A 23,509-nucleotide genomic window follows, 5' to 3' on the forward strand; every position below is an offset into this window, starting at 1 on the left:
TCCAGGACGTCGCGGCCTTACAACCAGCGGTCCGGCATGGTGGCTGTCCGAAAGGCGCGGACGATCCCCTGTTGACGGTGGTTTTGCGGGGCCACCCCCCTCTGGCATGTCGGCTCTGTGGCGGATAAATTCCGCCTCCTCCAAAAGTGCCCCAGAGGGACCGTCGTGTCGAAATCAGCCTCCCGCGCCCGCTTGTTCGAAATCATCCGCCGGCGCTCCTTCGGCCGCGGCGAGGTGACGCTCGCGTCGGGCCGCAAGAGCGATTTCTATTTCAACCTGAAGCCGACCATGCTCGACCCCGAAGGGGCGACGCTGCTCGCCGAGCTCACCTATGAAGCGCTGAAGGACGACGAGCTCGATTTCATCGGTGGACTGGAGATGGGCGCGGTGCCACTCGCCGGTGCGCTCGCGCAGATCTCATGGATCAAAGGCCATCCGATCGCGGCCTTCTTCGTGCGCAAGAAGCCGAAGGAGCACGGCGCCAAGCTTGCCATCGAAGGCCTTGCCAAGGGCGAGACGCTTCAAGGCAAGCGCGTCGTGATCGTCGAGGACGTCACCACCACCGGCGGCTCGGCGCTGAAGGCGGTGGAATCGGTGCGCGAGGCCGGCGCCAATGTGGTGCTGGTGCTGACCATGGTCGACCGCGAGGAAGGCGCCAATGATACCTTCGGTCAGGCCGGCCTGCCGTTCCGCTCGCTCTACAAGGCGTCGGAATTTTTGAAGGGTTGAGACGGCAAGGCTCTGTCCATCGTCTTGCCCGGGCTTGTCCCCGGCCTTGACGCGATTCGATCCAACAACCGCCACGGTCATCGCTCATTTACTATCCGACACTATGGTGAATCAGCGCTGAGACACGTCGCTCTCGGTGCGGTTCGTGGCGTCGGGTGGAGTGGGCATTGCGTACAGATTTGTCCAATGTGCGTTGGCCGCACCGCGCGATGATTGTGGCTGCAACTGTTGCCACGCCGCTTCTCGTGGCGCCTGCCCCCGTGTCCGCCGAGGGCCTGTTCGACTTCTTCTTCAACGCACTACAGCGTCCGCAGCGCAGCGCGCCGCAGGCGAGTTCCTATATCGATCCCTTCGCGGCGGCGCAGCCGAATGGGCCCGCCCAGGATTCGCCGACGCGTTCGGCCGCCAGCGGTTCCGGTCCGGCGTTCTGTGTGCGCACCTGTGACGGCAAGTATTTCCCGCTGATGCGCGGCGTGGCCTCGCCGGCGCAGATGTGTCAGGCGTTCTGTCCTGCCACCACGACAAAAATCTATTTCGGCTCGAACATCGACGGCGCCACTTCGCAGACCGGCGAGCGCTATGCCGATAGCGAGAACGCGTTTGCCTTCCGCAAGGCGCTCCGTGCGGACTGCACCTGCAATGGCCGCGAGCCGGTCGGACTTGCGCCGGTGGACTTGGCGCTCGATACGTCGCTGAAGGCCGGTGACGTGATCGCGACGAGCGACGGTCTCGTTGCCTATACCGGCGTTCGCCTCGGCAACGAGCAGGCCGCCGACTTCACACCGGTCGCCTCCTATCCCGGCCTCACCGCACAGGTCCGCTCCCGCCTCGGCGAGATGAAGGTTGCGCCGGTGCGCGCCGAGACGGTGGCGACGGACGCGCCACCCCCTGAGATCGTGCGCGAGACGCCGCCGGATGTGACGGTGCCGAAGACGCCGACGCAGAAATCGGGCAGGCGCGCGGGGCTGAATTGACGCTTCGCGTCACCGTCCGATGATCACGCCGATCACGTTCGGCGCTGCCAGATACTTCTCCTCGATCGCCGCGCGCGCAGCGGCGCGGTTTTCCGGCGTGAGCAATCCGCGCTTCTCGGCGAGGATCATCCAGCAAAACCCCCACCAGTCCGTCAGCATGCCCGCGTCGTCGACGAGGTCATAACCTTGCTCGGCCGCGAAGATGCGCGCCTGCGCCTCGTCGAGCGTGTCGAGGAACAGGTGGTCCCCGGCCGAGAACAGGTCATCGCTGATGTCATCGATGGTGTAGCCCCAGATCGACTGGCACACCGCGTTGAACTCGCGATCGATCTGGTCGTCATCGACCGCGTAGCGCCGCGCCGCCTGATGCAGCCGCGACAGCGAGCGCGCGAAGTCGCCAATTCGGGTGAGGGCGAATTGATCAAAGGCAATGGTGGACATGTAGTCCTCGCGAAATCGGACAGACGCTAGATATTGTGTCGGCAACACGCCGAATCACAATGATATATCAAAGGCTTGCTAAACTGTTCTTAATTTGTTCTGTTGAACATTTGGCTGGCTGAAAAGCGTCGTCCTGGCGAAAGCCAGGACCCATTACCCCGGTCAGCGTTGCTCTTGCGAGATTGCCCCACCATGAGCGCAGGCAGCTACTACGTCTACATCCTGGCCAGCCGCCATCACGGAACGCTGTACATCGGCGTCACCAACGACATCCGTACGAGGCTTGAGCTGCACCGCTCCGGTCGCGGGTCGAAGTTCGTGCAGAAATACAAAATCTTCCGCCTCGTCCACCTCGAAGCATTCGCGACGCCGCAGGACGCTATCGCGCGCGAGAAGCAACTGAAGTTCTGGAAACGTGATTGGAAGATCAAGCTAATCGAACAAGAAAATCCCGATTGGAATGACCGGTCGGGCCTCATCTGACAGCCGGGGTAATGGGTCCTGGCTTTCGCCAGGACGACGATGGGGAGCGAGCCTTGGCTCCTACCTCCGCCCTCAATTCGCCGCCGACAGCATCCTGTCGCCGCAATAATTCGCGTAGAACTTGCCGCCGCATTGGCGCTTGATGGCGGCGCAGCGCGCGGCGGGTGTGGCGTTTTGGGGCAGGGAGAATGCGCAACTCACGCCGTCAGCGCTGCGGCGGATCTGGCCGGCGGCAAAGGCGGCGCTGGAGGCGGTGATGCAGATCACGAGCAGAGCGGCGGTGGCGATTTCGATCAGCAGTCTCATGGACGTACTCTCCCTCCACACCAAGGGCTGAATCCTTCACCAATCTAGCACGAAAATCCCCCTCTCTCCGTGCGCGACCGGGTTCCCAAAGCGGCCCATTCCTTGCATAAATTTACGCCAGCGCAGTGCACGGTCGCGCCGACAATGGTTCCGCTTCCGCGGCGAGCCGCGTAAGGTTTGCCGCGCACGATTTGGCGCGTAAGCTTTGTTCAGTGTCCCGAGACCAGGAAGTGACTGTTTTGCAAGAGCAATCGTCCCAGCCGAATTTTCCCGCAGCCGGCCAGCCCATCGACGAGCTGGCACTGGCGGAGATCAAGGGTGCGATCCTGGCAAAGCTGCGCCTTGCCATCGGCAAGGACGCGGGCATGGCGACCAGGCACGACTGGTACCAGGCCGCAGCTCTCGCGCTACGCGACCGTATCGTGCATCGCTGGCTCAGCGCGGAGAAGCGCAGCTACGATGCCGGACGCAAGCGCGTCTACTATCTCTCGCTCGAATTCCTGATCGGCCGTCTCTTCACCGACGCGCTGAACAACATGGGACTGCTCAACATCTTCGAGGTCGCACTCGGCGATCTCGGCGTCTCGCTCCCTGAGCTGCGCAAATGCGAGCCGGATGCCGCGCTCGGCAACGGCGGCCTGGGGCGGCTCGCCGCCTGCTTCATGGAGAGCATGGCGACGCTGTCGATCCCCGCGATCGGCTACGGCATCCGGTATGATTACGGCCTGTTCCGCCAGATCATCAATCAGGGCTGGCAGCAGGAATATCCGGACGAATGGCTGAGCTTTGGCAATCCCTGGGAATTGCAGCGGCCGGAAGTCATCTATCACGTCCATTTCGGCGGCGGCGTCGAGCATGTCGACGACAAGGGCCGTGACCGCTCGATCTGGCATCCGGCCGAGACCGTGCAGGCAATCGCCTATGACACTCCGATCGTCGGCTGGCGCGGCCAGCACGTCAACGCGCTGCGGCTGTGGTCGGCGCGCTCGCCCGATCCGCTGAAGCTCGACGTGTTCAATTCGGGCGACTATGTCAGCGCCTCGTCCGAGCAGGCGCGCGCGGAAGCGATCTGCAAGTTCCTCTATCCGAATGATGAGAGCCCGGCCGGCCGCGAGCTGCGCCTGCGGCAGGAATACTTCTTCGTCTCGGCCTCGCTCCAGGATCTTGTCAAGCGACATCTCTCCTCCGACGGACAGCTGCGCAGCCTGTCCATGAAGGTCGCGGTGCAGCTCAACGACACGCATCCGTCCCTTGCCGTGACCGAATTGATGCGGATCCTGATCGACCTGCACAATTTCCGCTGGGACGAGGCGTGGAAGATCACCGTCGCCACGCTCTCCTACACCAACCACACGCTGCTGCCAGAAGCGCTGGAAACCTGGCCGGTCGAGCTGTTCGAGCGGCTGTTGCCGCGGCATCTCGAGATCATCTACCGCATCAACGTTCAGCACCTCGCGCTGGCCGAAGCGCGCTGCCCCGGCGACATCGATTTCCGCGCCTCGGTCTCGCTGATCGACGAGAAGAGCGGCCGCCGCGTGCGCATGGGCCAGCTCGCCTTCGTCGGCTCGCACCGCATCAATGGCGTCTCGGCGATGCATTCGGACCTGATGCGCGAGACCGTGTTCCACGATCTCAACCATCTCTATCCTGGCCGCATCACCAACAAGACCAACGGCATCACCTTCCGCCGCTGGCTGATGCTGGCGAACCCGAAGCTCACCGACCTCTTGCGCGAGGCCTGCGGCGAGGCCGTGCTCGACGATCCCACGCAACTGATGCTGCTGGAAGCGCGCGCCAGCGATGTCGCGTTCCAGCAGAAATTCCGCGCGGTCAAGCATCACAACAAGACGGCGCTCGCGCGCGTGATCGGCGAGCGACTCGGCATCAAGGTCGACCCGGGCGCGCTGTTCGACGTGCAGATCAAGCGTATCCACGAATACAAGCGCCAGCTTCTCAACATCATCGAGACGGTCGCGCTGTACCAGGCGATCAAGGACAATCCCAACGGCAACTGGGTGCCGCGGGTGAAGATTTTTGCCGGCAAGGCGGCGGCGAGCTACCGCTACGCGAAGCTGATCATCAAGCTGATCAACGACGTCGCCGAGGTCGTCAACAACGATCCCGCGATCGGCGGCAAGCTCAAGGTCGCCTTCCTGCCCGACTATAACGTCAGCCTCGCCGAGGTGATCATTCCCGCGGCCGATCTCTCCGAGCAGATCTCGACCGCCGGCATGGAAGCCTCCGGCACCGGAAACATGAAGCTGGCGCTGAACGGCGCCATCACCATCGGCACGCTCGACGGCGCCAATATCGAGATCCGCGACCATGTCGGCGCGGAGAACATCGCGATCTTCGGCATGGAGGCTGGCGACGTGATGATCCGGCGCAAGCAGGGCCTGGATGCGGCCGACGTGATCCGCAGATCCCCGCAGCTCTGGCGCGCCATCAATTCGATCGGCAGCGGCGAGTTCTCGCCCGGCGATCCCGGCCGCTTCGAATCCATCGCGCATGCGCTGCGCTATCTCGACCATTACATGGTCAGTGCCGACTTCGATTCCTATTACGAGGCGCAGCGTAGCATCGACGCGCGCTGGCAGGTGGCGCCGGCCTGGACACGGGCCTCCATCCTCAACGTCGCGCGCATGGCCTGGTTCTCCTCCGACCGCACCATCCGCGAATATGCCGAAGAGATCTGGAACGTGCCGGTGAATCCGGTCACGCCGCCATTTCAGGAAGCAGAGGACCAGCGCGGCGCGACAGGCTGAGCTGATTTTCCGCTCGGCGAAATCTGCGTTACCTGTGAGGTCATTGCATAATTCCTCTGCAATGATGATATGACCGTCATCATCTCCAAGGGAGGGGCGTCAGTGATGGTCACCCTCGCCTCAACGATCGTCATTGCGAGCGAAGCAATCCAGAATCTTTGCGCAGCGGGAGTCTGGATTGCTTCGTCGCTTCGCTCCTCGCAATGACGACCGGGTCGGTATCGAGGTCTAGTTCATGCACGCCAAACTCCCGCACCTCTTCGACGAAGCGACGCGCATCACCGCCGGTGACAGTTGCTGGCAGGGTCAGACCAGCGACGACTACTGGGCCTTCGTCGGCCCATTCGGCGGCGCTACGGCTGCGACGATTTTGCGCGCACTGATCGACCATCCGCAGGCCGCCGGCGACCCGCTGTCGATGACCGTGAACTACTGCGCGCCGATCGCCAAGGGCGTGTTCGATCTCGACGTGCGGCTGGTGAAGGCCAATCGCTCCAGCCAGCATTGGTGCGTCGAGCTGTCACAGGACGGCGGCGAGGTCGCAACGCTTGCCACCGCCGTGTTTGCCGATCGCCGCCCCTCCTGGTCCCATCAGGTGGCACAGTTTCCCGACGCGCCGCCTTTTGAAGCGACGCTGCCCTTTCCCAAGATCAAGGCGTCCTGGGCCAACCAGTACGAATTCCGCTTCGTCGAGGGAGAGATGCGGATCGGCGCCGGGAAGGAAGAACTAGCCAGCACCTATTCGAAGGTGTGGATCAGCGATCGCACACCGCGCAAGCTCGACATGCCGTCGCTGATGGCAATGTCGGATGCTTTCTTCGGCCGCATCTTCCACGCGCGGCGCGAGCTGGTGCCGTTCGGCACGGTGTCGCTGACGACCTATTTTCACACTGACAGCGAGGCGCTCGCCGCCGAGGACATCACGCGCGTGCTCGCCACCGCCGATGCCAAGATCTTCCACAAAAGCTACGGCGATCAGACCGGCGAGCTGTGGTCGCCCAACGGCCGCCTGCTCGCGACCACGACGCAGATCGCGTATTTCAAGGCGTGAGTACACTCGTCGTCCCGGACAAGCGAGCGGAGCGAGCGCAGATCCGGGACCCATACCCCCAGGGAGTAGTTTGGCGAAAGATTCGGAGTTGTCAGCTCGCGCCACAACTTCTCCCTGGGGGTATGGGTCCCGGCCTTCGCCGGGACGACACCGAGCGCGTGGCCGGCGGCTACAGCGGTGTGCCAACAGACGCAAACAAAAAGGGCGGCCTCTCGGCCGCCCTTTTTCATTTCCACGTAACGAAGCGTTACTCCGCCGCCAGCTTCACATCCGGCGCGGCGGCGCGGACTTCGGCGTCGACCTGGGCTTCGAACTTGGCAAAGTTCTTCTGGAACATGCCGACCAGCGCGCGAGCAGTCTTGTCGAACTCGTCCTTGTCCTTCCAGGTGTTGACCGGGTTGAGGATCTCAGCTGGCACGCCCGGCAACGCGGTCGGGACCGCGAAGCCGAAATATTTGTCGGTGCGGAATTCGACGTTGCGAAGCGATCCGTCGAGCGCGGCGGTGAGCAGCGCGCGCGTCACCTTGATCGGCATGCGCGAGCCGACACCGTACTTGCCACCGGTCCACCCGGTGTTGACCAGCCAGCAGTCGACATTGTGCTGGGCGATCAGGTCGCGCAGCATGTTGCCGTAGACGCTTGGATCGAGCGGCAGGAAGGGCGAGCCGAAGCAGGTGGAGAATTCCGGCTGCGGCTCGTTGCCGAGGCCGCGCTCGGTGCCCGCAACCTTCGCCGTGTAACCGGACAGGAAGTGGTACATCGCCTGTGCCGGCGAGAGCTTTGCGATCGGCGGCAGCACGCCGAAGGCGTCGGCGGCGAGCATCACCACGTTCTTCGGCTGCGGCGCACGTCCGGTGCGCGAGGCGTTGGGGATGAAATCCAGCGGATAGGCCGAGCGCGTGTTCTCGGTCTTGGAGCCGTCGTCGAAATCGACGACGCGGGTGTCTTCGTTGAGCACGCAGTTCTCGAGCACCGCGCCGAAGCGCGTCGAGGCGGCGTAGATCTCCGGCTCGGCATCCTTCGACAGCTTGATGCACTTGGCGTAGCAGCCGCCTTCGAAATTGAACACGCCGTTCGGGCCCCAGCCATGCTCGTCGTCGCCGATCAGCGTGCGGTTCGGATCGGCCGACAGCGTGGTCTTGCCGGTGCCGGACAGGCCGAAGAAGATCGCGGTGTCACCCTTCGATCCGACATTGGCCGAGCAATGCATCGGCATCACGCCACGCTCGGGCAGGTAATAGTTCAGCGTGGTGAAGACCGACTTCTTCATCTCGCCGGCATAATAGGAGCCGCCGATCAGCACGATCTTGCGGGCGAAGTCGATCGCGACGACGTTCTCCGACTTGCAGCCGTGACGTTTCGGATCGGCGCGGAAGCTCGGCATGTCGATGATGGTGAGCTCGGGCACGAAGGTCGACAGCTCGATCGCCTCGGGGCGGATCAGGAGCGTGCGGATGAACAGCGAGTGCCAGGCGAGCTCGGTGAAGACACGCGTCTTGATCCGGTAGGCCGGATCGGCGCCGCCATAGAGGTCCTGCGCGAACAGGCTCTTGCCTTCGGCGTGCTTGAGGAAATCCTGATAGAGCGTCTCGAACTGCTCCGAGGTGATCGACTGATTGCCGGCCCACCACATCTTCTTGTCGGTGGTGGCGTCGCGAACCGTGAACTTGTCCTTCGGGCTGCGGCCGGTGAACTCACCGGTATCCGCGCAGAGCGCGCCGTCTGCGGAGAGCACCGCTTCTCCGGCGGAGAGCGAGTACTGATAAAGTTGTGGTGCGCCGAGATTCCAATGAACCCGCTTGAGATTCTTTAAGCCGAATTTGTCGGCGCCAAAGGCACCGTTGCGCACGCCCGTCTCTTGCACGAAAAATCCTCCTAGAACCCGCATTATTGGCGCGATCATCTTTGAGCGCCATCCATCGCGGCCACCGTGAATAATAGGCCGTCCGGCCTCGGCTGAACGACCTAATACTGATGAACGCTGGCGTTGCCAAGCTGATCCCGTAGGATTTGGTTTATTCAAGGGCCGGGCCAAAAGTCGCGCATGCCTGTTCTAACGCGTGCGCGTAGAAAACGATCGATGGTCGCGCAACCAAATGGGCAAATCAGCGCCGTCAGGGATTTTGCAACGCACAATCCTCGCTGCTTTTCCAGCGCTGTTCTATCGTACCGCACCTTCTCCGATCAGCGCGAAGGGCGCCCAGATCGCAGGATAGGCATTGCGCGGCGAGGAGGCGTCATCGAGATAGGTTAACATTGCGCGCCGCAATGCTTCGGCTCGGCCGAGTCCTGGTTCGTTTTTGAGCAAATCGAAAGTCGATGTGGTCAGCCGGGTGGCAGCTTCGGAATCGACTGCCCAATGCGAGACCAGAAGCGCACGCGCGCCAGCATAGAAGAACGCGCGTGCCAGTCCCGACAACGCCTCCGCGCCAGGCCTGTCGGCGGCGATGGTGTTGCACGCCGATAGCACGACCCAGTCCGCATTGAGCTTGAGCTGCGCGACTTCGCTTGCGGTGAGCAGGCCGTCGTCGAAGTCGGTCGGCTGATCCGGCATCGAGAGCGCGAGCGAAGGCTCGCCCAATCCCTTGACGTCTCCGGCGACGAGACCATGGGTGGCGAAATAGATGATGCTGTATTGGGCAAGCGCTGCCCGCTTCAGTGTCGTCTCGCTGGCGTCGCGGCCGAGATGGACATCGGCTTCGGCAGCACCGACGTCCTTTGCCACGGCACTGAGCTCGTCGGCCGTATCGGGCAGTTGCGGCAGCGCCTGGGCGAGCCGCACGCGATCGACGCCGGCGCCGCGCCAGAATTCGGTATAGGCAAGCGTCGCGATGCTGCGCGCCGCAGCCTTTGTCGCGCGCCGGTCAGCAGGCGCCTCCTGCGCCGGATTGAACAGTGGATCGCCAAAGCCGGTCATCGGCTTGACGCTCTGATCCCTGCGCGCAAAGGCGCGCAGCGACTTCAGGCTGACCACCGAGGGCAAAACCGAGACGGCCTGGCGCCGCAACAACCACGCAGCGCGGCGATAACCCTCGAGCGTGTCCGGAATGGCCGCTTGCGGCTTGTCGGTGACCAGCAGATGAAACGGCAGTGCCGTCAGCGCACCGGAGGGGACCACGAGCAGGCTGCGCTTGTCCTTTGTAAGCGTCTCGACGGGCCCGAGCAGCGTCATATAGAGCTCGTTGGCAAGCGCCAGATCGAACAGCCCCGATTTACCTGAAGAATCGCCAGCCTTGCCGACGTCGAGCCCCTTGCGGAACGCCGAGACCTTTTGCGCAAGCGCGTCAGCGCCGAGCGCAATCCGTTTCCAGTCGACGCCTTCGCGCGTGATCGCGATGACATAGCTCTCTTTGTCGACGGCGGCATAGAGCACCATCGCTTCATCGGCCGACAAGAGCGCCTGGATCTGTTTTACCGCCAGTGGCAGCGGATTGGAGAGCGAGGCATAGTCCGGGAATTCGACGGCAAGCGTCTTCTGCAAGCTCGCGCGCTCGCTTGCGATCGCCGCAAGACGCTGCCGATTGCGCTGCTCGCCGGCCGCATCGCGCTGCCCGGGCTGCTTCGACACTGCGGCGATGATCGCCCTGTCGAGTGCATCTGCCTCCGAGGCGAGATCCTGGTCCCGCCGCGCCAGCTCGGCAAGCCGATCGCTGCCGGCGGCAAGCCGCACCGCGAGCTTGTTCACGGCCGACGCGGCGGAGGATTGCGTGCCGCGCTGGATAGCGGCAAGCGCGTCGTCCAGCGCCTTGTCGTCAGTCAGCAATTGCTGCTGCCGCGCGACAAACAGGACCGGCAGTACGACGCGGAGCTGCGCGCCGCTATTGGCAAGCGCCTTCTCCGCGAGCGGCAGCGCCTCGGCGGTCTTACCCGACGCTTGCAGGAAAAAAGCGAGATTGCTGGTCGAGGTCGCGACATCGGGATGATCGGGTCCGAGCGCACGCTCGCGGATCGAGAGCGCGCGGCGATAGAGCGGCTCGGCATCGGCGAAACGCTGCTCGTGCTCGTAGAGCCCGGCAAGATTGTTCAGCGAGCGCGCAACATCGGGATGGTCGGCGCCCAGCACCTTTTCGCGGATCGCAAGCGAGCGTTTGATCGGCGCCTCTGCATCCGCATCGCGGTTGAGGTCGCGATCGAGCTGGCCGATATTGTTCAGGAGCGTCGCCACTGCGGGATGCTCCGGGCCGCCTGCCTTCTGGTAGATGGCGAGCGCGCGCTGAAACAGCGGTTCGGCGTCTGCATAGCGCTCCTGTTTCACATAGAGCGTGGCGAGATTGTTGAGGGACTGACCGACATCGGGATGTTCGCGCGGCAGCGTCTTTTCGCGGATCGCGAGCGCGCGCTTGAACAGCGGCTCGGCGTCGGCGAAGCGTTGCTGGCGCTGATAGAGCGCGGCGAGGTTGTTCAGCTCGGGCGCGATCTCCACCGTGTCGAGGCCGAGGGATTTTTCCAGAAGTGCGATGGCGCGCTTGTAGAGGGGCTCGGCCTGATCGTCATCACCCTGCGCGACATGGATTTGGGCAATGTTGTTCAGCGCACCGGCGAGATCGCGGCTGTTGTTGCTCTTCTCGAGGCTTGCCACCATGGCCTGCGCTAGCGGCAGCGCCTCCGCATATTTGCCGGCGCGGCTCAGTTCGTTGATCTTGGCGCTTTGCACGGCGAAATTCTGGGCCGTGGCAGATGTGGCAAAGGATGCGCCGAGCGCGAGCGCAAGGCCAGCCGCCAGCGCCAAACGTACATGTCGTGTCATGAAAGCTCTCGTTGCCAACCCAGGCCATATTGCTTGACCATGGGTCGCAGCGATGGGCGTCGCCGTTCATGCCGGCTGTTGCTAACCGCCCTTGGCCCGCGCCTCGCCCGCCAGCTCCACCAGCATCTTGCGCAGCGCGTTGCCATCCGTCACCCGCTCGGGGAACTCGAGCCGCAGCACGGCCTGTTCCGACTGCATGTCCAGGCCCTCGGGATCACAGCCCGTGCAGCGCCAGTCGGCTTCGGCTGCACCGAGCAACCTTGTCGCGTACAGACTCATGGTGTCGCGATGGTCGGCATTCATGTGCGCGACCGCGCGCTCCTCGGCTTCAAGCAGTTCGCCAGCGCCCGCGAGGTCCGTGAGGAACCGCTCGGGCTTGAGATCGAGGATACGGCCGAATCCCGCGACCAGATGGGTTCGGGATGGCTTGATCCGGAAGAAAGAAAAATCCTTAAACGAAACAAAGTCTTCCGCTGAGGGATGGGCGGCCAGGTAGCGCCGGCGCAGGAGCTCCAGCTCGCCTTCCGTCCCCTGCTCCGCCTGTCCCGACAGCATGATTCGGGCTCCTTCCAGGGGATCGCCGGGGCCGCGCTCGTCCAGCATCAACGAGACCCGCCCGTCGGCGAGGATATTTTTGGTATGCACGGCAAGCCGCGAGATAAGCAGAATCGGCGAGCCGTCGGGGTGGCTTGCCAGATTGACCAGGGAGCAATAGGGATCGCCCGTACCGGGCATCAGGGTCGCCAGCGCTCCCTGCCGGGAGCGCCGCAGCAGCGATTTGGCGAGCTTTCCGGGGTCGAAATCGGAGGTCGGTTGCATCTGATTCTCTTCGGTTTTCCGGCTTTTACGGGTTGCAAGGCCGGCCTTTTCGGGGTTAAACGGGGTCCGGTTACGGGTCGGACCGCGGCAGCTTCGCCGCGTTTCGAGGAACTTTGGTCACACTTCAGCCCAGCTTGCATTGCTCGGTGACAAGGTTCGAACCCCAGGTTTGGGGGCCCATGTATGCGGCGCATCACTGAATTGCTCGCCGTTTTAGATCACGACCCCAACGGAAAGCAGAGGCTCATGCCCACAATCGCTTTGGTCGACGACGACCGCAACATTCTCACATCCGTCTCGATTGCGCTGGAAGCCGAAGGCTATCGCATCATGACGTACACCGACGGCGCCTCCGCGCTGGACGGCTTCCGCACCACGCAGCCCGATCTTGCCATTCTCGACATCAAGATGCCGCGCATGGACGGCATGGAGACGCTGCGGCGGCTGCGCCAGAAATCCGATCTGCCGGTGATCTTCCTCACCTCCAAGGACGAGGAGATCGACGAGCTGTTCGGCCTCAAGATGGGTGCCGACGATTTCATACGCAAACCGTTCTCGCAGCGGCTGCTGGTCGAGCGCGTCAAGGCGGTATTGCGTCGCTCGGCGCCGAAGGACCCGACCGCCGCGCCGAAGGAGAACGACGCCAAGGCGCTGGATCGCGGCCTTCTGCGTATGGATCCCGAGCGACACACCTGCACCTGGAAGAACGAGCCGGTGACGCTGACGGTCACCGAATTCCTGATCCTCCAGGCGCTGGCGACCCGGCCCGGCGTGGTGAAGAGCCGCAACGCGCTGATGGATGCTGCCTATGACGACCAGGTCTATGTCGACGATCGCACCATCGACAGCCACATCAAGCGGCTGCGCAAGAAGTTCAAGGTGGTCGACAACGAGTTCGAGATGATCGAGACACTTTACGGCGTCGGCTACCGCTTCAAGGAAGCCTGAGGCGAGCTGGCCTCTTTCGGGGACTTTGCGGACTGACGGGGTTGTCGGTCTCGGCTAAGATGCGGGACCAATCGCACGACCAGTCCTAACGCGGGCGTAAGCATTGCTTGACCGGACACAGCCTGATTCCAGCCTGAACGCCGAGGATGTCGTGTCCACGGGCGTTCAGGACTATTCGGCTGAGGAGAAGCAGGTCGCGCAGGGCTGGCGGCCTCTGAACTGGCTGAAGCGCGCCGGACAGTTCTTCTTCGCTCTCTCTTTCTCGAGCCTGACCCGCCGCATCGTCTCGCTGAATCTCGCCGGCCTCGTCGCGCTGGTCGCGAGCATCCTTTACCTGTCGCAGTTCCGCGCCGGCCTGATCGACGCGCGCGCGCAGAGCCTGTTGGTGCAGGGAGAGATCATCGCGGGGGCGATCGCGGCCTCCGCGACGGTGCAGACCAACGCCATCACCATCGACCCCGACCGGCTGCTCGACCTCAAGCTGGGCGACAGCTATAGCGGGTCGGACGACTATTCGCCGCTGGATTTCCCGATCAATCCGGAGCGCGTGGCGCCGGTGCTGCGCACGCTGATCTCACCGACCAAGACGCGCGCGCGGATCTACGATCCCAACGGCATCCTCCTGCTGGACAGCCGCAACCTCGAGAACGTGCTGCGATACGACCTGCCGCCGCCGTCCGAGAAGCCCGGCATCCTCGAACGCGGCATGACCTCGGTGCGCACCTGGCTCAACCGCGGCGACCTGCCGCTCTATCGCGAGCTCGGGCCCGAAAACGGCAATGGCTATGACGAGGTGGGTGACGCGCTGAAGGGCCAGAAGCGGTCGATGGTGCGGGTCAATTCGCGCGGCGAGGTGATCGTCTCGGTCGCAGTGCCCGTGCTGCGCTCGCGTGCCATCCATGGCGCCTTGATGCTGTCCACCCAGGGCGACGATATCGACCAGATGGTCACGGCCGAGCGGCTGGCGATCCTGAAAGTCGGCGGTGTCGCAGCCGCCGTCATGATCATGCTGTCGCTGCTGCTCGCAAGCACGATCGCTGGTCCCGTCCGGCGCCTCGCCGACAGTGCCGAGCGCGTCCGTCGCCGCACCAAGTCCCGCATCGAGATCCCCGACTTCACTCGCCGCCGCGACGAGATCGGCCATCTCTCCGGCGCGCTGCGCGACATGACCAATGCGCTCTATCGCCGCATCGAGGCGATCGAGATGTTCGCCGCCGACGTCGCGCACGAGCTGAAAAACCCGCTGACCTCGCTACGCTCGGCGGTCGAGACCTTGCCGCTCGCGCGCAACGACACCAGCCGCGCGCGCCTGTTGGAAGTGATCGAGCACGACGTGAAGCGGCTCGACCGCCTGATCTCGGATATTTCGGATGCGAGCCGGCTCGATGCCGAACTGCAGCGGCAGGATGCTATCCCGGTCGATCTGCGGCGGTTGCTGACGACGCTCACCTCGGTCGCCAACGAGACCAAGCTCGGCCACGACGTCGCGGTCGAAACCCGATTCGAAGGCCGCGGCCCGACCGACGGCCTATCCGTAACCGGCCACGATTCGCGGCTTGGGCAGGTCATCTCCAACCTCTTGTCGAACGCGCAGTCCTTCTCCGAGCCGGGCAACAAGGTGCGCATGACCTGCCGCCGCGTGCGAACCGAGATCGAGATCTTGGTCGACGATGACGGCCCCGGCATCCGCGAGGACGCGCTGGAGCGCATCTTCGAGCGCTTCTACACTGATCGCCCGCATCAGGGCTTTGGCCAGAACTCCGGCCTCGGCCTGTCGATCTCCAAGCAGATCATCGAGGCCCATGGCGGACGCATCTGGGCGGAGAATCGCGTTGGTACCCCGGACGCCGACGGCGAGCCCACGGTTGCCGGCGCACGCTTCCTGGTGAGGCTGCCGGCGCTATGAGCGAGGACAGCGCTAGCGTCCACGCCTCCGCGGTCAGAATCGGGAATAAGGCTGTGCTGATCCGGGGGCCCTCGGGCGCCGGTAAATCGCGCCTTGCCTTCGATTTGATCATGGCGGGCCGCGCCGGGATGGTCGAAAGGGCCGTTTTGGTGGGCGACGACCGTGTCCATCTGGCGACAGTCGGCAACGAAATTGTAGTCCGCCCTGCCCCCGTCCTGGCCGGCCTGATCGAGATCCGGGGCCTCGGCATCCGCCGCTGCGACTTCGTGGAGCATGCGACTGTCGGCCTCGTGGTCGACCTCGCTGCCCCTGATGCGGAGCGCCTGCCGTCGCCAGAAGCCCTGAAAACCAACATTTCCGGTGTTGAATTACCGCGAATCCCGGTCGGAGTGGGTCACCAGGCCCTTCCCCTGGTTGTCGCGGCCTTGATCACTACCAAGAGTTCATCTTCCGTTAACCCTTCGGGCGATTGTTTGAAGGGAAATGGTAACCATATGAACCCCACTATCGCGACCGAATAGATCGGCGCAGCTCCCCTCATCCATCCGTCTAGATTCAGGGAGATACGCAACATCCCCTCTTGCGCGGGGGCTCTGGATGGTCAAAGTGGCGCGTTCGTGCGGCGCACCAAAAGCGCCCGCGAGGAGTTTTCCGATGATTGGTCTAGTACTTGTGACCCACGGGCGCCTTGCCGACGAGTTCAAGGCAGCGCTTGAGCATGTCATGGGCCCACAAAAGCAAATCGAAGCGATTACGATCGGTGCCGAGGATGATTCCGATCTCTGTCGAAGCGACATTATCGAAGCGGTTAATCGCGTCGATTCCGGCGACGGCGTTGCGATCCTAACCGATATGTTCGGCGGCACGCCGTCCAACCTTGCAATATCCTGCATGAGCCGACCCAAGGTCGAAGTGCTGGCGGGCATCAATCTCCCAATGCTCGTGAAGCTCGCCAAGGTGCGCGAGGAGCGCGCGCTGCCCGACGCGATCGCGATGGCCCAGGAGGCCGGCCGCAAATACGTCACCATCGCCAGCCGCGTGCTCGCCGGCAAATGAGCGACGACGCGCCACTCGGAAGTGAGGCCAGTCCTCCTGCGGGAACTGGCGTGCCCGAAGGGGCGATCTCCAAAGAACTGCTGATCATCAACAAGCGCGGCCTGCACGCGCGCGCGTCTGCAAAGTTCGTGCAGGCGGTGGAACGCTTCAACGCGCAGGTCTGGGTGACGCGCGGCGGCGAGACCGTCGGCGGCACCTCGATCATGGGGTTGATGATGCTGGCCGCAGGGCCCGGCACGACGATCACCGTTTCAGCCAAGGGCGATGACGCCGAGGCCGCGCTCGCCGCGATCACCGAGCTCGTTGAAAGCAAGTTCAACGAGGAAGGGACGTAGCGGCTTCAGCGAATGAAGCTGCGTAGGGTGGGCAATGCGAAGCGTGCCCACCACTCTCCAACTCTCGACAGAAGTGGTGGGCACGGCGCTTCGCACCTTCGCCCACCTTACAGCTTGCGGCGAAGAGTTACCCTCCCGGCGGCGCGATGTAGACGTTCCACGTCATCGCAGGGCCTGCCTTGCCATGGGTGAAGCGGCGCGTCGTCATCACGATCCGCTCGGCGTTCGGCGCGGTTTCCTTGACCCATTTGTCGAAATCGTCCGCGCGGCCGTCGGTGGGATCGAACACGCCGATGAAGCCGAGGCGCTTGACGTCCTCCGCTGCGGTCAGGCCGGAGCTCCAGGCTTCGTGCGGCGTGAACGGGCTCGGATGATCGGGGCTGTAGAATGCCATCGGCTGGATGGTTTCCATGGTGCCGGCGACGATCGGCCAGCGTGAGCCGAAGCGGGTGCGCCACGCCTGCGTCAATTCACGCGCGAGCTCGGAGCGCGCGCCATAGGTCGCGGTGTTGCCGGCATTAGCGGCCATTTCGCGCGCGGCAATCCAGGGCGAAGCGGCGAGCGTTGCCAGCGACAGCACGAGCCAGATCGCTGCAACGTTGAACAGGCTCGCGCGCTGCACGCGCAGCGCCGGGATCGAAACCAGCGCCAACGGCACCAGGAAGAACAGCGAGATGCCCCAGTCCGTCTTCATGTAGATGCCGAAGGCGAGCGCGCCGAGCGGCGGGCCGACCGCGACGATGATCTGGATGATCCAGATATTCAGCGCCTGCGAGACGTTGACGCCAGGATTGTCGCCGCGCGCCCAGGCGCGGCTGACGATCGCCAGGGGGGCGCGCAGCAGCAATCTCCACCACGGCGGCACCAGCGCCATCGCCAGTGCCGCCAGCGCCACCGGGAGTGCGAGCAGTGCGAAATTATGCAGGGCGTAGCCGCGCACGAGATCGTTGATCTGCGCGCGATCGCTGAGGCTGTAGGTGTCGCCGGCATAGGTCAGCGGCACGAAATGCGCGTCAGCCAGCCAGATGCCATGCGGGATCATCGCGACGAGCAGCGTTGCGATTGCAACCCATGGCGCCGGCGAGGCCAGGAATCTGACGCGATCCGGATGGATCAGCGCGGCAAGGCCGATGGCGCCGATCATGGTCAGCACCCAGTATTTCGTCATCAGCGCGAGCGCCCCGGCGAGCCCGAGCAGGACGCCGGATTGCCAGCTCCGTTTCTCGAACGCGTTGAGATAGGCGAGCACGAGGAGCGGGAGCGTGACGAGTTGCAACAAATCCGGGTTGTACTTGAAACCCTTGAAGTTGAAGATCGGGTAGAGCGCGGTCATCACCAGGACGAGGAATGCGCGCCGGGCGTCGACCACACGCAGCGCGATCAGCCAGCAGATCACCATGCCGAGGCTGACGGTCACCATCGCGAGCGCATAGGTCGCCCAATCCATCGGCGGAAAGACCATGAACCAGAGGCCTGCGATCCAGCCCGACAGCGGCGGGTGCTTGCCGTAGCCGAGCAGGAATTTCTGACCCCAGGCATAGGCTTCGGCGACGTCCATGTGAACGTCCTGCGCGGCCTTCAGATTGATCAGAATGAAGGTCCACACCACCGCATGGAGGACGGCGAGCTGGATCACCAGCCACAGGCGGGTTTTGGGATCGGTGGCGCTGGCGACCAGCCGGGCTACGAGCCGCCTCGGGCTCAAACCGCGCTTCGCGTGCGTTCCGGCGGGCAGGATCGAAGTCGTCGACATGGGTCGTTGCCTAGCGCGTTTTGCGCTTTAGTGAAATCAGCTTGGCGTGAATGAGAACCGCTGAACGCGCCTTTGGCGCGGAAAAGTTATCGAGAACCACCAACCAGGAGTTCCGGGCGGTATTCGAAATGCATGGTGTCGTAGTGATACCATTTTCCGCCCCAGATGAATCCGTGGCGTTCGAAGATGTCGACGATCTCCCGCGGCATCCTGTTCTTGTAGGGAACGGACTTGCTTCGGCCCGCCCACAACCAATAGTCGGAGTATCGCAAGTTCAGATCGATTGCGGCGGCATAGCCATGCATGCTCATTCTTCCGGTGTCGGCGACGGGCCGGCACGACAGGACGCCCGCAATGGGAAAGGCGGCAGCCTTCAGCGCGGGATCGAGCTTTTCGATCTCCGCTGACACCTCTCTGAGCCGATCGGCGACGCCATTGATCCGCGTCACCCGGATCGTCTTTCCCCACGACCGGGGCAGCCAGACGACGGTGACGAGATTCCGCTGGACCTCGCCATTGTGGCAATCGCCATACATCTTCTTGAAGAACGCCTCGTTCCGGAACCTTCCGGGATCAGCGTTCAATGCAGGGGGCGCGGAAGCGCCGACAGGATAGGGCAAACGCAGCTGGTCGAGAATGGAGGCATTGCGTAGGCGCTGATCAAAAGACTTGTCGTCGACACCATCGTCCACGGGCATGGTCGTGCCATCACGCCAAAGAATGTGCTTGCCGTCGTGGCTCGACAGAGCTTCGGGATAGGCACGAACCAGCCGATCGAGCAGTTCGGTCCTGGTTTGGGCCTTCGCAGGCGCGGGTGCAAGCAGGAGAACGATGAGGACGCGGGCCGCCCGCGACGCGATCATCGGTGCTTGCCGGCCTGATCGAGCAGCGCGATGTTGGCCTCCTCGATCGAATTGAGCTTGGGATTCCATGTATTGGGCGAATACCACGGGAAGCGCTCGAAGCGGGCTTTCAGATCCGCCGACTCGAAATAGCGTCCCCGTCGCGCAAAGATCTCGTTGCGCGCAAGGCGTAGCTCGTCGTTCGAAAGCCCGCGCAGATCGGCGGGAGTGAGCAGGCGCCGGTCCGAATCGGGAAAGATGAAACCGTTTTGAGTCGGTCCGCCGGATTCGTAACGCTCGATCAAGGCAACGTTTGCCTTCTCGACGGCGTTCAGCTGAGGGTCCCAGGTGTGGGGCGCGTACCAGGGGAACATTGAAAACCTGGCCGTCAGATCTGGCGAGTTGAAGTAGCGCCCTCGCCGCGCAAAGATTTCGTTGCGCGCAAGGCGCAGATCATCCTTGCTCAACGTCCTCAGATCGCTTTCGTCAAGCAGGCGTGTATCCGAATCCGGAAAAAGGAAGTCCGATTGTGTCCTCGTCACGGAAGGCGCGGAAGACGGAAGGTTGGAAGGCGGCGGCACGACCGTCGCCGGCACATCGACCGTCGCGACCTGGGCTGCTGGGCCTCCGGAGAAGTAGAACGAGCCATCGATCGGGGAGGTGGAAACCCAGGGTTGCTGCGCGCTTCCGGTCGCACGCTTCACTGAGAGTCCCACCTGATTGAACGTCTGCAGCACATCGAGCCCGGGCCGCTGCATCGTTTCGACCAGCGCCCGCGTATAGGGGCTGTGGCCATCACTCCCGTCGAGCGCAACGTTTCCAGGCTGCGTCGCATAGGAGAGCAGCGTTCCCTCCGGTGCGCGGATTTGCGCCAGGCCGCCGTCCGACCCACGCAAGCCGCGACCGCCAAATGGATTGTTCCTGCAGGCATCGAGGATGACGATGTTCAGCTTGGTACCTGCTCCGTCCATCTGTCGAAGCACCAGCGCAACATCGACCATCTGGAAATCGACGTCTGTCTCGCGGGCTGGGTTCGCCGTAACCGGCACGAGATAGTTCGTTCCGCGAATCTGGATGCCGTGCCCGGCGTAATAGAACAAGGCGACGTCGGCACCGATCAATTGGCTGCCGAAGTGCTGGACCGCGTTGTCGAACCCCGCCTTGTCCAGCTCGACCTGGGCGGTGCCGCCGACCAGCGTGAAGCCGAGCCGTTGCAACGTATCGGCCACCAGCAGCGCGTCGTTCTTCGGATTTTCAAGCCGCGGCACGCTCTGGTAGGCGGAGTTGCCGATGACGAGGGCTACGCGCTTCTCCGCCGAGGCCGGGGAGGTAAAAGATGCGGCAAATACGAGAATGCAAAGAATTTTCCAACGCATGGCCCGCCTCCACCATTGAAAGCTGCAAAAATAGCAGAGGCGCCGCCTGAAATCGATGGGTTGAAGGTTTGGGAAGCCCTGAGCGATCCCCCGGCAGATCAAGGGAATGGTTGCCGCACGGGGATGTGAGTGGTATCCCGCGCCCCATGACGACCGCCCCCATTTCCAACATCCGCAATTTCTCCATCGTCGCCCATATCGACCATGGCAAATCGACCCTGGCCGACCGCCTGATCCAGATGACGGGCGGCCTGTCCGAGCGCGAAATGGCCGGCAAGGAGCAGGTGCTCGATTCCATGGATATCGAGCGCGAGCGCGGCATCACCATCAAGGCGCAGACCGTCCGGCTCTCGTAATGTGTATAAGAGACAGACGCTCGCCAACGTCTACCAGGCACTCGACAACAATCACGAGATCGTCCCGGTCCTGAACAAGGTCGACCTTCCGGCCGCCGAGCCGGAAAAGATCAAGCAGCAGATCGAGGACGTCATCGGCATCGATGCGTCGGATGCGGTGATGATCTCGGCCAAGACCGGCCTTGGCGTGCCCGATGTGCTGGAGGCCATCGTCACCCGCCTGCCGCCGCCGAAGGGCGACCGCGACGCGACCTTGAAGGCGCTGCTGGTCGACAGCTGGTATGACGTCTATCTCGGCGTCGTCGTGCTGATCCGTGTCGTCGACGGCATCATGAAGAAGGGCAGCCGCGTCCGCATGATGGGCACGGGCGCCGCCTACGACGTCGAGCGCGTCGGCTTCTTCACGCCGAAGATGCAGCAGGTCGACGAGCTCGGCCCCGGCGAGATCGGCTTCATCACCGCCGCGATCAAGGAAGTCGCCGACACCCGCGTCGGCGACACCATCACCGACGACAAGAAGCCGGTCGCTGAGATGCTGCCGGGCTTCAAGCCGGCGATCCCCGTGGTCTTCTGCGGCCTGTTCCCGGTCGATGCCGACGACTTCGAGACGCTGCGCGCCGCGATGGGTAAGCTGCGCCTGAACGACGCCAGCTTCTCCTTCGAGATGGAGACCTCTGCCGCACTGGGCTTCGGCTTCCGCTGCGGCTTCCTCGGCCTCTTGCACCTGGAGATCATCCAGGAGCGGCTGTCGCGCGAGTTCGATCTCAATTTGATCGCGACCGCGCCGAGCGTCATCTACAAGATGAAGCTGACCGACGGCGCCGAGATCGAGATCCACAACCCCGTCGACATGCCCGACGTGGTCAAGATATCGGAGATCGACGAGCCCTGGATCGAGGCCACGATCCTCACGCCGGACGAATATCTCGGCAGCGTGCTAAAACTCTGCCAGGACCGCCGCGGCTCGCAGAAAGAGCTCACCTATGTCGGCTCCCGCGCGATGGTGAAGTACGACCTGCCGCTCAACGAGGTCGTGTTCGACTTCTACGACCGCCTGAAATCGGTCTCCAAGGGCTACGCCTCGTTCGACTATCATCTCACCGACTACAAGCCGGCCGATCTCGTCAAGATGCAGATCCTGGTCAACGGCGAGCCGGTCGATGCGCTCTCGATGCTGGTGCACCGGACCCGTGCGGAGGGCCGCGGCCGCGCCATGGTCGAGAAGATGAAGGAGCTGATCCCGCAGCACATGTTCCAGATCCCGATCCAGGCGGCGATCGGCGGCAAGGTGATCGCGCGCGAGACCGTGCGCGCGCTGCGCAAGGACGTCACCGCAAAGTGCTACGGCGGCGACATCACGCGTAAGCGGAAACTTCTGGAGAAGCAGAAGGAAGGCAAGAAGAAGATGCGGCAGTTCGGCAAGGTCGACATCCCGCAGGAAGCTTTCATTGCCGCGCTGAAGGTCGACAGCTGAGGCGGATGAGACGGGGGCCGGCCTGGAGCCGGACAACAAAAACTCGAAAACAACCCCATGCAAAGTAGCCGGCGACGGCCGGCGCGACACCTTCCGATTTTACGAAATTCGATTGACACGTCGGGCAAATCACCGGCATGATGGCATCATCGCGACCCGTGGAATCGGCAGAGTCCTGCTGGGGGAAGACGATGCATCGCTCGATCAACGTGATCGCGGCTATAGGCCTTGCACTTGGTGGCGCCCTGGGAATGGCGGGGGCCATGGTCACGCAACAGAACGTGCAGGGGATTCTGTGGGCGATCGACGGCTCGGGACTCGTGATGGCCGCAGCACTGCTCGCCACAAAATACTTTCGGGCAGGGCATGACGTTGTCGCCGGCGGCTTTCTGGTTTTTGCCATCGGCGAGGGCATCATCATGCTTTCAGGCCCTGCGGCAGGTGTTGCGGGCAGCATCCCGGCGTTTGCCGCCGGCAGCGCTCTTTGGGGGACAGCGCTTCTCCTCATCAGCATTCCCGGGCTGTTCGCCATGCCAATCCGAATCCTTGGCATCGTGAGCGCGGCCCTGTTCATCGTCACCGCGGCGAGAATTTTCTGGGGTGAGCCGCTAGAGCCAACGTCCATACCGTTGCCGACCTACGCCTATCCCGTGCTGGTCGCGACCTTCGCCGGCTGGATCTGGACACTCTGGCGAGAAATCGACGGCAAATAGCGTAGCGCGTTAACAGCGACACGAAGTGGGTCGCCGAGCTCTGCTTTATTTCGTGGGCTGGTCGAACCCGAACCGAAATCGACGACACTATTCCTCTGCGTATCGTACGGCCACGCCCGTCCTGGCGTCGCCCCGAGGAAGGTCTGTCATGCGGAAGCGAAACTGGCGTTTGATCGCCGTCGGCGTGGTGCTGCTGGCTCTCGCCGTGCTGTTCTTTCTGTCCATGCGGGACATGACACCCTGGTCCAACAATCCTGTCGTCCTGATGCGCACGGTCGGCGAAGTCTCCGGTGCCGTCGGCGGCCTTAGCATCGTCATGATCATGTTCGGGTTGATCGGCCGCAAGGCGCCGGCCTGATAGCACTACTTTGGCAGATCGTTGATTTTGCCGTGCTTTATAGGATTCCCGAATCAATTTTTCAATGATTCATAGGT

At 63.2% G+C, this 23,509-nt stretch carries 20 protein-coding genes and 1 pseudogene; 13 read left to right on the forward strand and 8 right to left on the reverse strand.

From position 1 onward, the window contains the following. Positions 1–165 precede the first annotated feature (165 nt). Together pyrE and SO180_RS07905 are read left to right on the forward strand one after the other, a co-directional pair. Positions 166–729, forward strand: coding sequence for an orotate phosphoribosyltransferase (pyrE, locus tag SO180_RS07900; protein ID WP_449378244.1), 564 nt, complete (start codon positions 166–168; stop codon positions 727–729). 209 nt (positions 730–938) lie between these two features. Beyond that, the gene (locus SO180_RS07905; RefSeq protein WP_449378268.1) at positions 939–1,703 is read left to right on the forward strand and encodes a DUF2865 domain-containing protein; all 765 of its coding nucleotides are present in this window, start codon (positions 939–941) and stop codon (positions 1,701–1,703) included. Between the two features lie 9 nt (positions 1,704–1,712). Here the strand turns inward: SO180_RS07905 and SO180_RS07910 are convergent, their stop codons facing one another. Next, on the reverse strand, positions 1,713–2,144 hold the full coding sequence (locus SO180_RS07910) for a hypothetical protein (RefSeq protein ID WP_449378245.1): 432 nt from the start codon (positions 2,142–2,144) through the stop codon (positions 1,713–1,715). 192 nt (positions 2,145–2,336) lie between these two features. Between SO180_RS07910 and SO180_RS07915 the strand changes: the two genes are divergently transcribed. Then, positions 2,337–2,627 (forward strand): GIY-YIG nuclease family protein, encoded by a 291-nt coding sequence (locus SO180_RS07915; RefSeq protein WP_449378246.1) that lies wholly within the window; start codon positions 2,337–2,339, stop codon positions 2,625–2,627. Positions 2,628–2,699: 72 nt separating this feature from the next. Here SO180_RS07915 and SO180_RS07920 read toward each other — a convergent pair whose 3' ends face one another. Next, a complete protein-coding gene (locus SO180_RS07920; RefSeq protein ID WP_449378247.1) occupies positions 2,700–2,933 on the reverse strand; it encodes a hypothetical protein in 234 nt (77 codons plus the stop codon). Positions 2,934–3,172: 239 nt separating this feature from the next. Here SO180_RS07920 and SO180_RS07925 point away from each other — a divergent pair, with 239 nt between their 5' ends. Together SO180_RS07925 and SO180_RS07930 are read left to right on the forward strand one after the other, a co-directional pair. Beyond that, positions 3,173–5,698: a glycogen/starch/alpha-glucan phosphorylase gene (locus tag SO180_RS07925; protein WP_449378269.1), complete on the forward strand. Its 2,526-nt coding sequence runs from the start codon at positions 3,173–3,175 to the stop codon at positions 5,696–5,698. Between the two features lie 235 nt (positions 5,699–5,933). Further along, complete coding sequence (locus SO180_RS07930; RefSeq protein ID WP_449378248.1) at positions 5,934–6,749, forward strand: acyl-CoA thioesterase; 816 nt, start codon at positions 5,934–5,936, stop codon at positions 6,747–6,749. A gap of 247 nt (positions 6,750–6,996) precedes the next feature. Here the strand turns inward: SO180_RS07930 and SO180_RS07935 are convergent, their stop codons facing one another. The 3 genes from SO180_RS07935 to SO180_RS07945 form a co-directional block, all read right to left on the reverse strand. Beyond that, entirely contained in the window at positions 6,997–8,613 is a 1,617-nt protein-coding gene (locus SO180_RS07935) for a phosphoenolpyruvate carboxykinase (protein WP_449378249.1), read from the reverse strand. A 297-nt stretch (positions 8,614–8,910) separates the two neighbouring features. After that, complete coding sequence (locus tag SO180_RS07940; RefSeq protein WP_449378250.1) at positions 8,911–11,496, reverse strand: CHAT domain-containing tetratricopeptide repeat protein; 2,586 nt, start codon at positions 11,494–11,496, stop codon at positions 8,911–8,913. An 81-nt stretch (positions 11,497–11,577) separates the two neighbouring features. Then, positions 11,578–12,315: a HugZ family pyridoxamine 5'-phosphate oxidase gene (locus tag SO180_RS07945; RefSeq protein ID WP_449378251.1), complete on the reverse strand. Its 738-nt coding sequence runs from the start codon at positions 12,313–12,315 to the stop codon at positions 11,578–11,580. A 246-nt stretch (positions 12,316–12,561) separates the two neighbouring features. On the opposite strand from SO180_RS07945, the gene SO180_RS07950 reads away from it, so the two are divergent. From SO180_RS07950 to SO180_RS07970, 5 genes are all read left to right on the forward strand, one after another. Further along, positions 12,562–13,263: a response regulator transcription factor gene (locus SO180_RS07950; protein WP_027520846.1), complete on the forward strand. Its 702-nt coding sequence runs from the start codon at positions 12,562–12,564 to the stop codon at positions 13,261–13,263. 103 nt (positions 13,264–13,366) lie between these two features. Then, a complete protein-coding gene (locus SO180_RS07955; protein WP_449378252.1) occupies positions 13,367–15,169 on the forward strand; it encodes a stimulus-sensing domain-containing protein in 1,803 nt (600 codons plus the stop codon). After that, on the forward strand, positions 15,166–15,690 hold the full coding sequence (locus SO180_RS07960) for an HPr kinase/phosphorylase (protein WP_449378253.1): 525 nt from the start codon (positions 15,166–15,168) through the stop codon (positions 15,688–15,690). The genes SO180_RS07955 and SO180_RS07960 overlap by 4 nt, the downstream gene beginning before the upstream one ends. A gap of 133 nt (positions 15,691–15,823) precedes the next feature. After that, positions 15,824–16,225 (forward strand): PTS sugar transporter subunit IIA, encoded by a 402-nt coding sequence (locus SO180_RS07965; protein ID WP_011090868.1) that lies wholly within the window; start codon positions 15,824–15,826, stop codon positions 16,223–16,225. Beyond that, positions 16,222–16,560 carry an HPr family phosphocarrier protein gene (locus SO180_RS07970; RefSeq protein ID WP_449378254.1) on the forward strand — a complete coding sequence of 113 codons (339 nt, stop codon included), beginning with the start codon at positions 16,222–16,224 and terminating at the stop codon, positions 16,558–16,560. The genes SO180_RS07965 and SO180_RS07970 overlap by 4 nt, the downstream gene beginning before the upstream one ends. 127 nt (positions 16,561–16,687) lie before the next feature. On the opposite strand, the gene SO180_RS07975 is transcribed toward SO180_RS07970, so the two are convergent. The 3 genes from SO180_RS07975 to SO180_RS07985 all read right to left on the reverse strand — a co-directional run bounded on the left by SO180_RS07975 (position 16,688) and on the right by SO180_RS07985 (position 20,531). Then, on the reverse strand, positions 16,688–18,313 hold the full coding sequence (locus tag SO180_RS07975) for a glycosyltransferase family 39 protein (protein ID WP_449378255.1): 1,626 nt from the start codon (positions 18,311–18,313) through the stop codon (positions 16,688–16,690). 86 nt (positions 18,314–18,399) lie between these two features. Then, complete coding sequence (locus tag SO180_RS07980) at positions 18,400–19,176, reverse strand: M15 family metallopeptidase (RefSeq protein WP_449378256.1); 777 nt, start codon at positions 19,174–19,176, stop codon at positions 18,400–18,402. Further along, positions 19,173–20,531, reverse strand: a complete 1,359-nt coding sequence (locus SO180_RS07985) for a YARHG domain-containing protein (RefSeq protein WP_449378257.1) — start codon at positions 20,529–20,531, stop codon at positions 19,173–19,175. The genes SO180_RS07980 and SO180_RS07985 overlap by 4 nt, the downstream gene beginning before the upstream one ends. Positions 20,532–20,677: 146 nt before the next feature. Here SO180_RS07985 and lepA point away from each other — a divergent pair. From lepA to SO180_RS08000, 3 genes and pseudogenes are all read left to right on the forward strand, one after another. Next, positions 20,678–22,361 (forward strand): annotated as a pseudogene (gene lepA, locus SO180_RS07990) (translation elongation factor 4). A 191-nt stretch (positions 22,362–22,552) separates the two neighbouring features. Next, positions 22,553–23,074 (forward strand): hypothetical protein, encoded by a 522-nt coding sequence (locus SO180_RS07995; RefSeq protein WP_449378258.1) that lies wholly within the window; start codon positions 22,553–22,555, stop codon positions 23,072–23,074. 148 nt (positions 23,075–23,222) lie between these two features. Next, positions 23,223–23,432, forward strand: coding sequence for a hypothetical protein (locus SO180_RS08000; protein ID WP_449378259.1), 210 nt, complete (start codon positions 23,223–23,225; stop codon positions 23,430–23,432). The last annotated feature ends 77 nt before the right edge of the window (positions 23,433–23,509 follow it).

It is taken from the genome of Bradyrhizobium sp. UFLA05-112, assembly GCF_053572325.1.

Coding starts and splice junctions, on each gene's coding strand:
- SO180_RS07940 (WP_449378250.1), bottom strand. CDS start 11,496: ATGACACGACATGTACGTTTGGCGCTGGCGGCTGGCCTTGCGCTCGCG.
- SO180_RS07910 (WP_449378245.1), bottom strand. CDS start 2,144: ATGTCCACCATTGCCTTTGATCAATTCGCCCTCACCCGAATTGGCGAC.
- SO180_RS08000 (WP_449378259.1), top strand. CDS start 23,223: ATGCGGAAGCGAAACTGGCGTTTGATCGCCGTCGGCGTGGTGCTGCTG.
- SO180_RS07930 (WP_449378248.1), top strand. CDS start 5,934: ATGCACGCCAAACTCCCGCACCTCTTCGACGAAGCGACGCGCATCACC.
- SO180_RS07960 (WP_449378253.1), top strand. CDS start 15,166: ATGAGCGAGGACAGCGCTAGCGTCCACGCCTCCGCGGTCAGAATCGGG.
- SO180_RS07920 (WP_449378247.1), bottom strand. CDS start 2,933: ATGAGACTGCTGATCGAAATCGCCACCGCCGCTCTGCTCGTGATCTGC.
- SO180_RS07975 (WP_449378255.1), bottom strand. CDS start 18,313: ATGTCGACGACTTCGATCCTGCCCGCCGGAACGCACGCGAAGCGCGGT.
- SO180_RS07980 (WP_449378256.1), bottom strand. CDS start 19,176: ATGATCGCGTCGCGGGCGGCCCGCGTCCTCATCGTTCTCCTGCTTGCA.
- SO180_RS07985 (WP_449378257.1), bottom strand. CDS start 20,531: ATGCGTTGGAAAATTCTTTGCATTCTCGTATTTGCCGCATCTTTTACC.
- SO180_RS07965 (WP_011090868.1), top strand. CDS start 15,824: ATGATTGGTCTAGTACTTGTGACCCACGGGCGCCTTGCCGACGAGTTC.
- SO180_RS07915 (WP_449378246.1), top strand. CDS start 2,337: ATGAGCGCAGGCAGCTACTACGTCTACATCCTGGCCAGCCGCCATCAC.
- SO180_RS07970 (WP_449378254.1), top strand. CDS start 16,222: ATGAGCGACGACGCGCCACTCGGAAGTGAGGCCAGTCCTCCTGCGGGA.
- SO180_RS07950 (WP_027520846.1), top strand. CDS start 12,562: ATGCCCACAATCGCTTTGGTCGACGACGACCGCAACATTCTCACATCC.
- SO180_RS07995 (WP_449378258.1), top strand. CDS start 22,553: ATGCATCGCTCGATCAACGTGATCGCGGCTATAGGCCTTGCACTTGGT.
- SO180_RS07945 (WP_449378251.1), bottom strand. CDS start 12,315: ATGCAACCGACCTCCGATTTCGACCCCGGAAAGCTCGCCAAATCGCTG.
- SO180_RS07905 (WP_449378268.1), top strand. CDS start 939: ATGATTGTGGCTGCAACTGTTGCCACGCCGCTTCTCGTGGCGCCTGCC.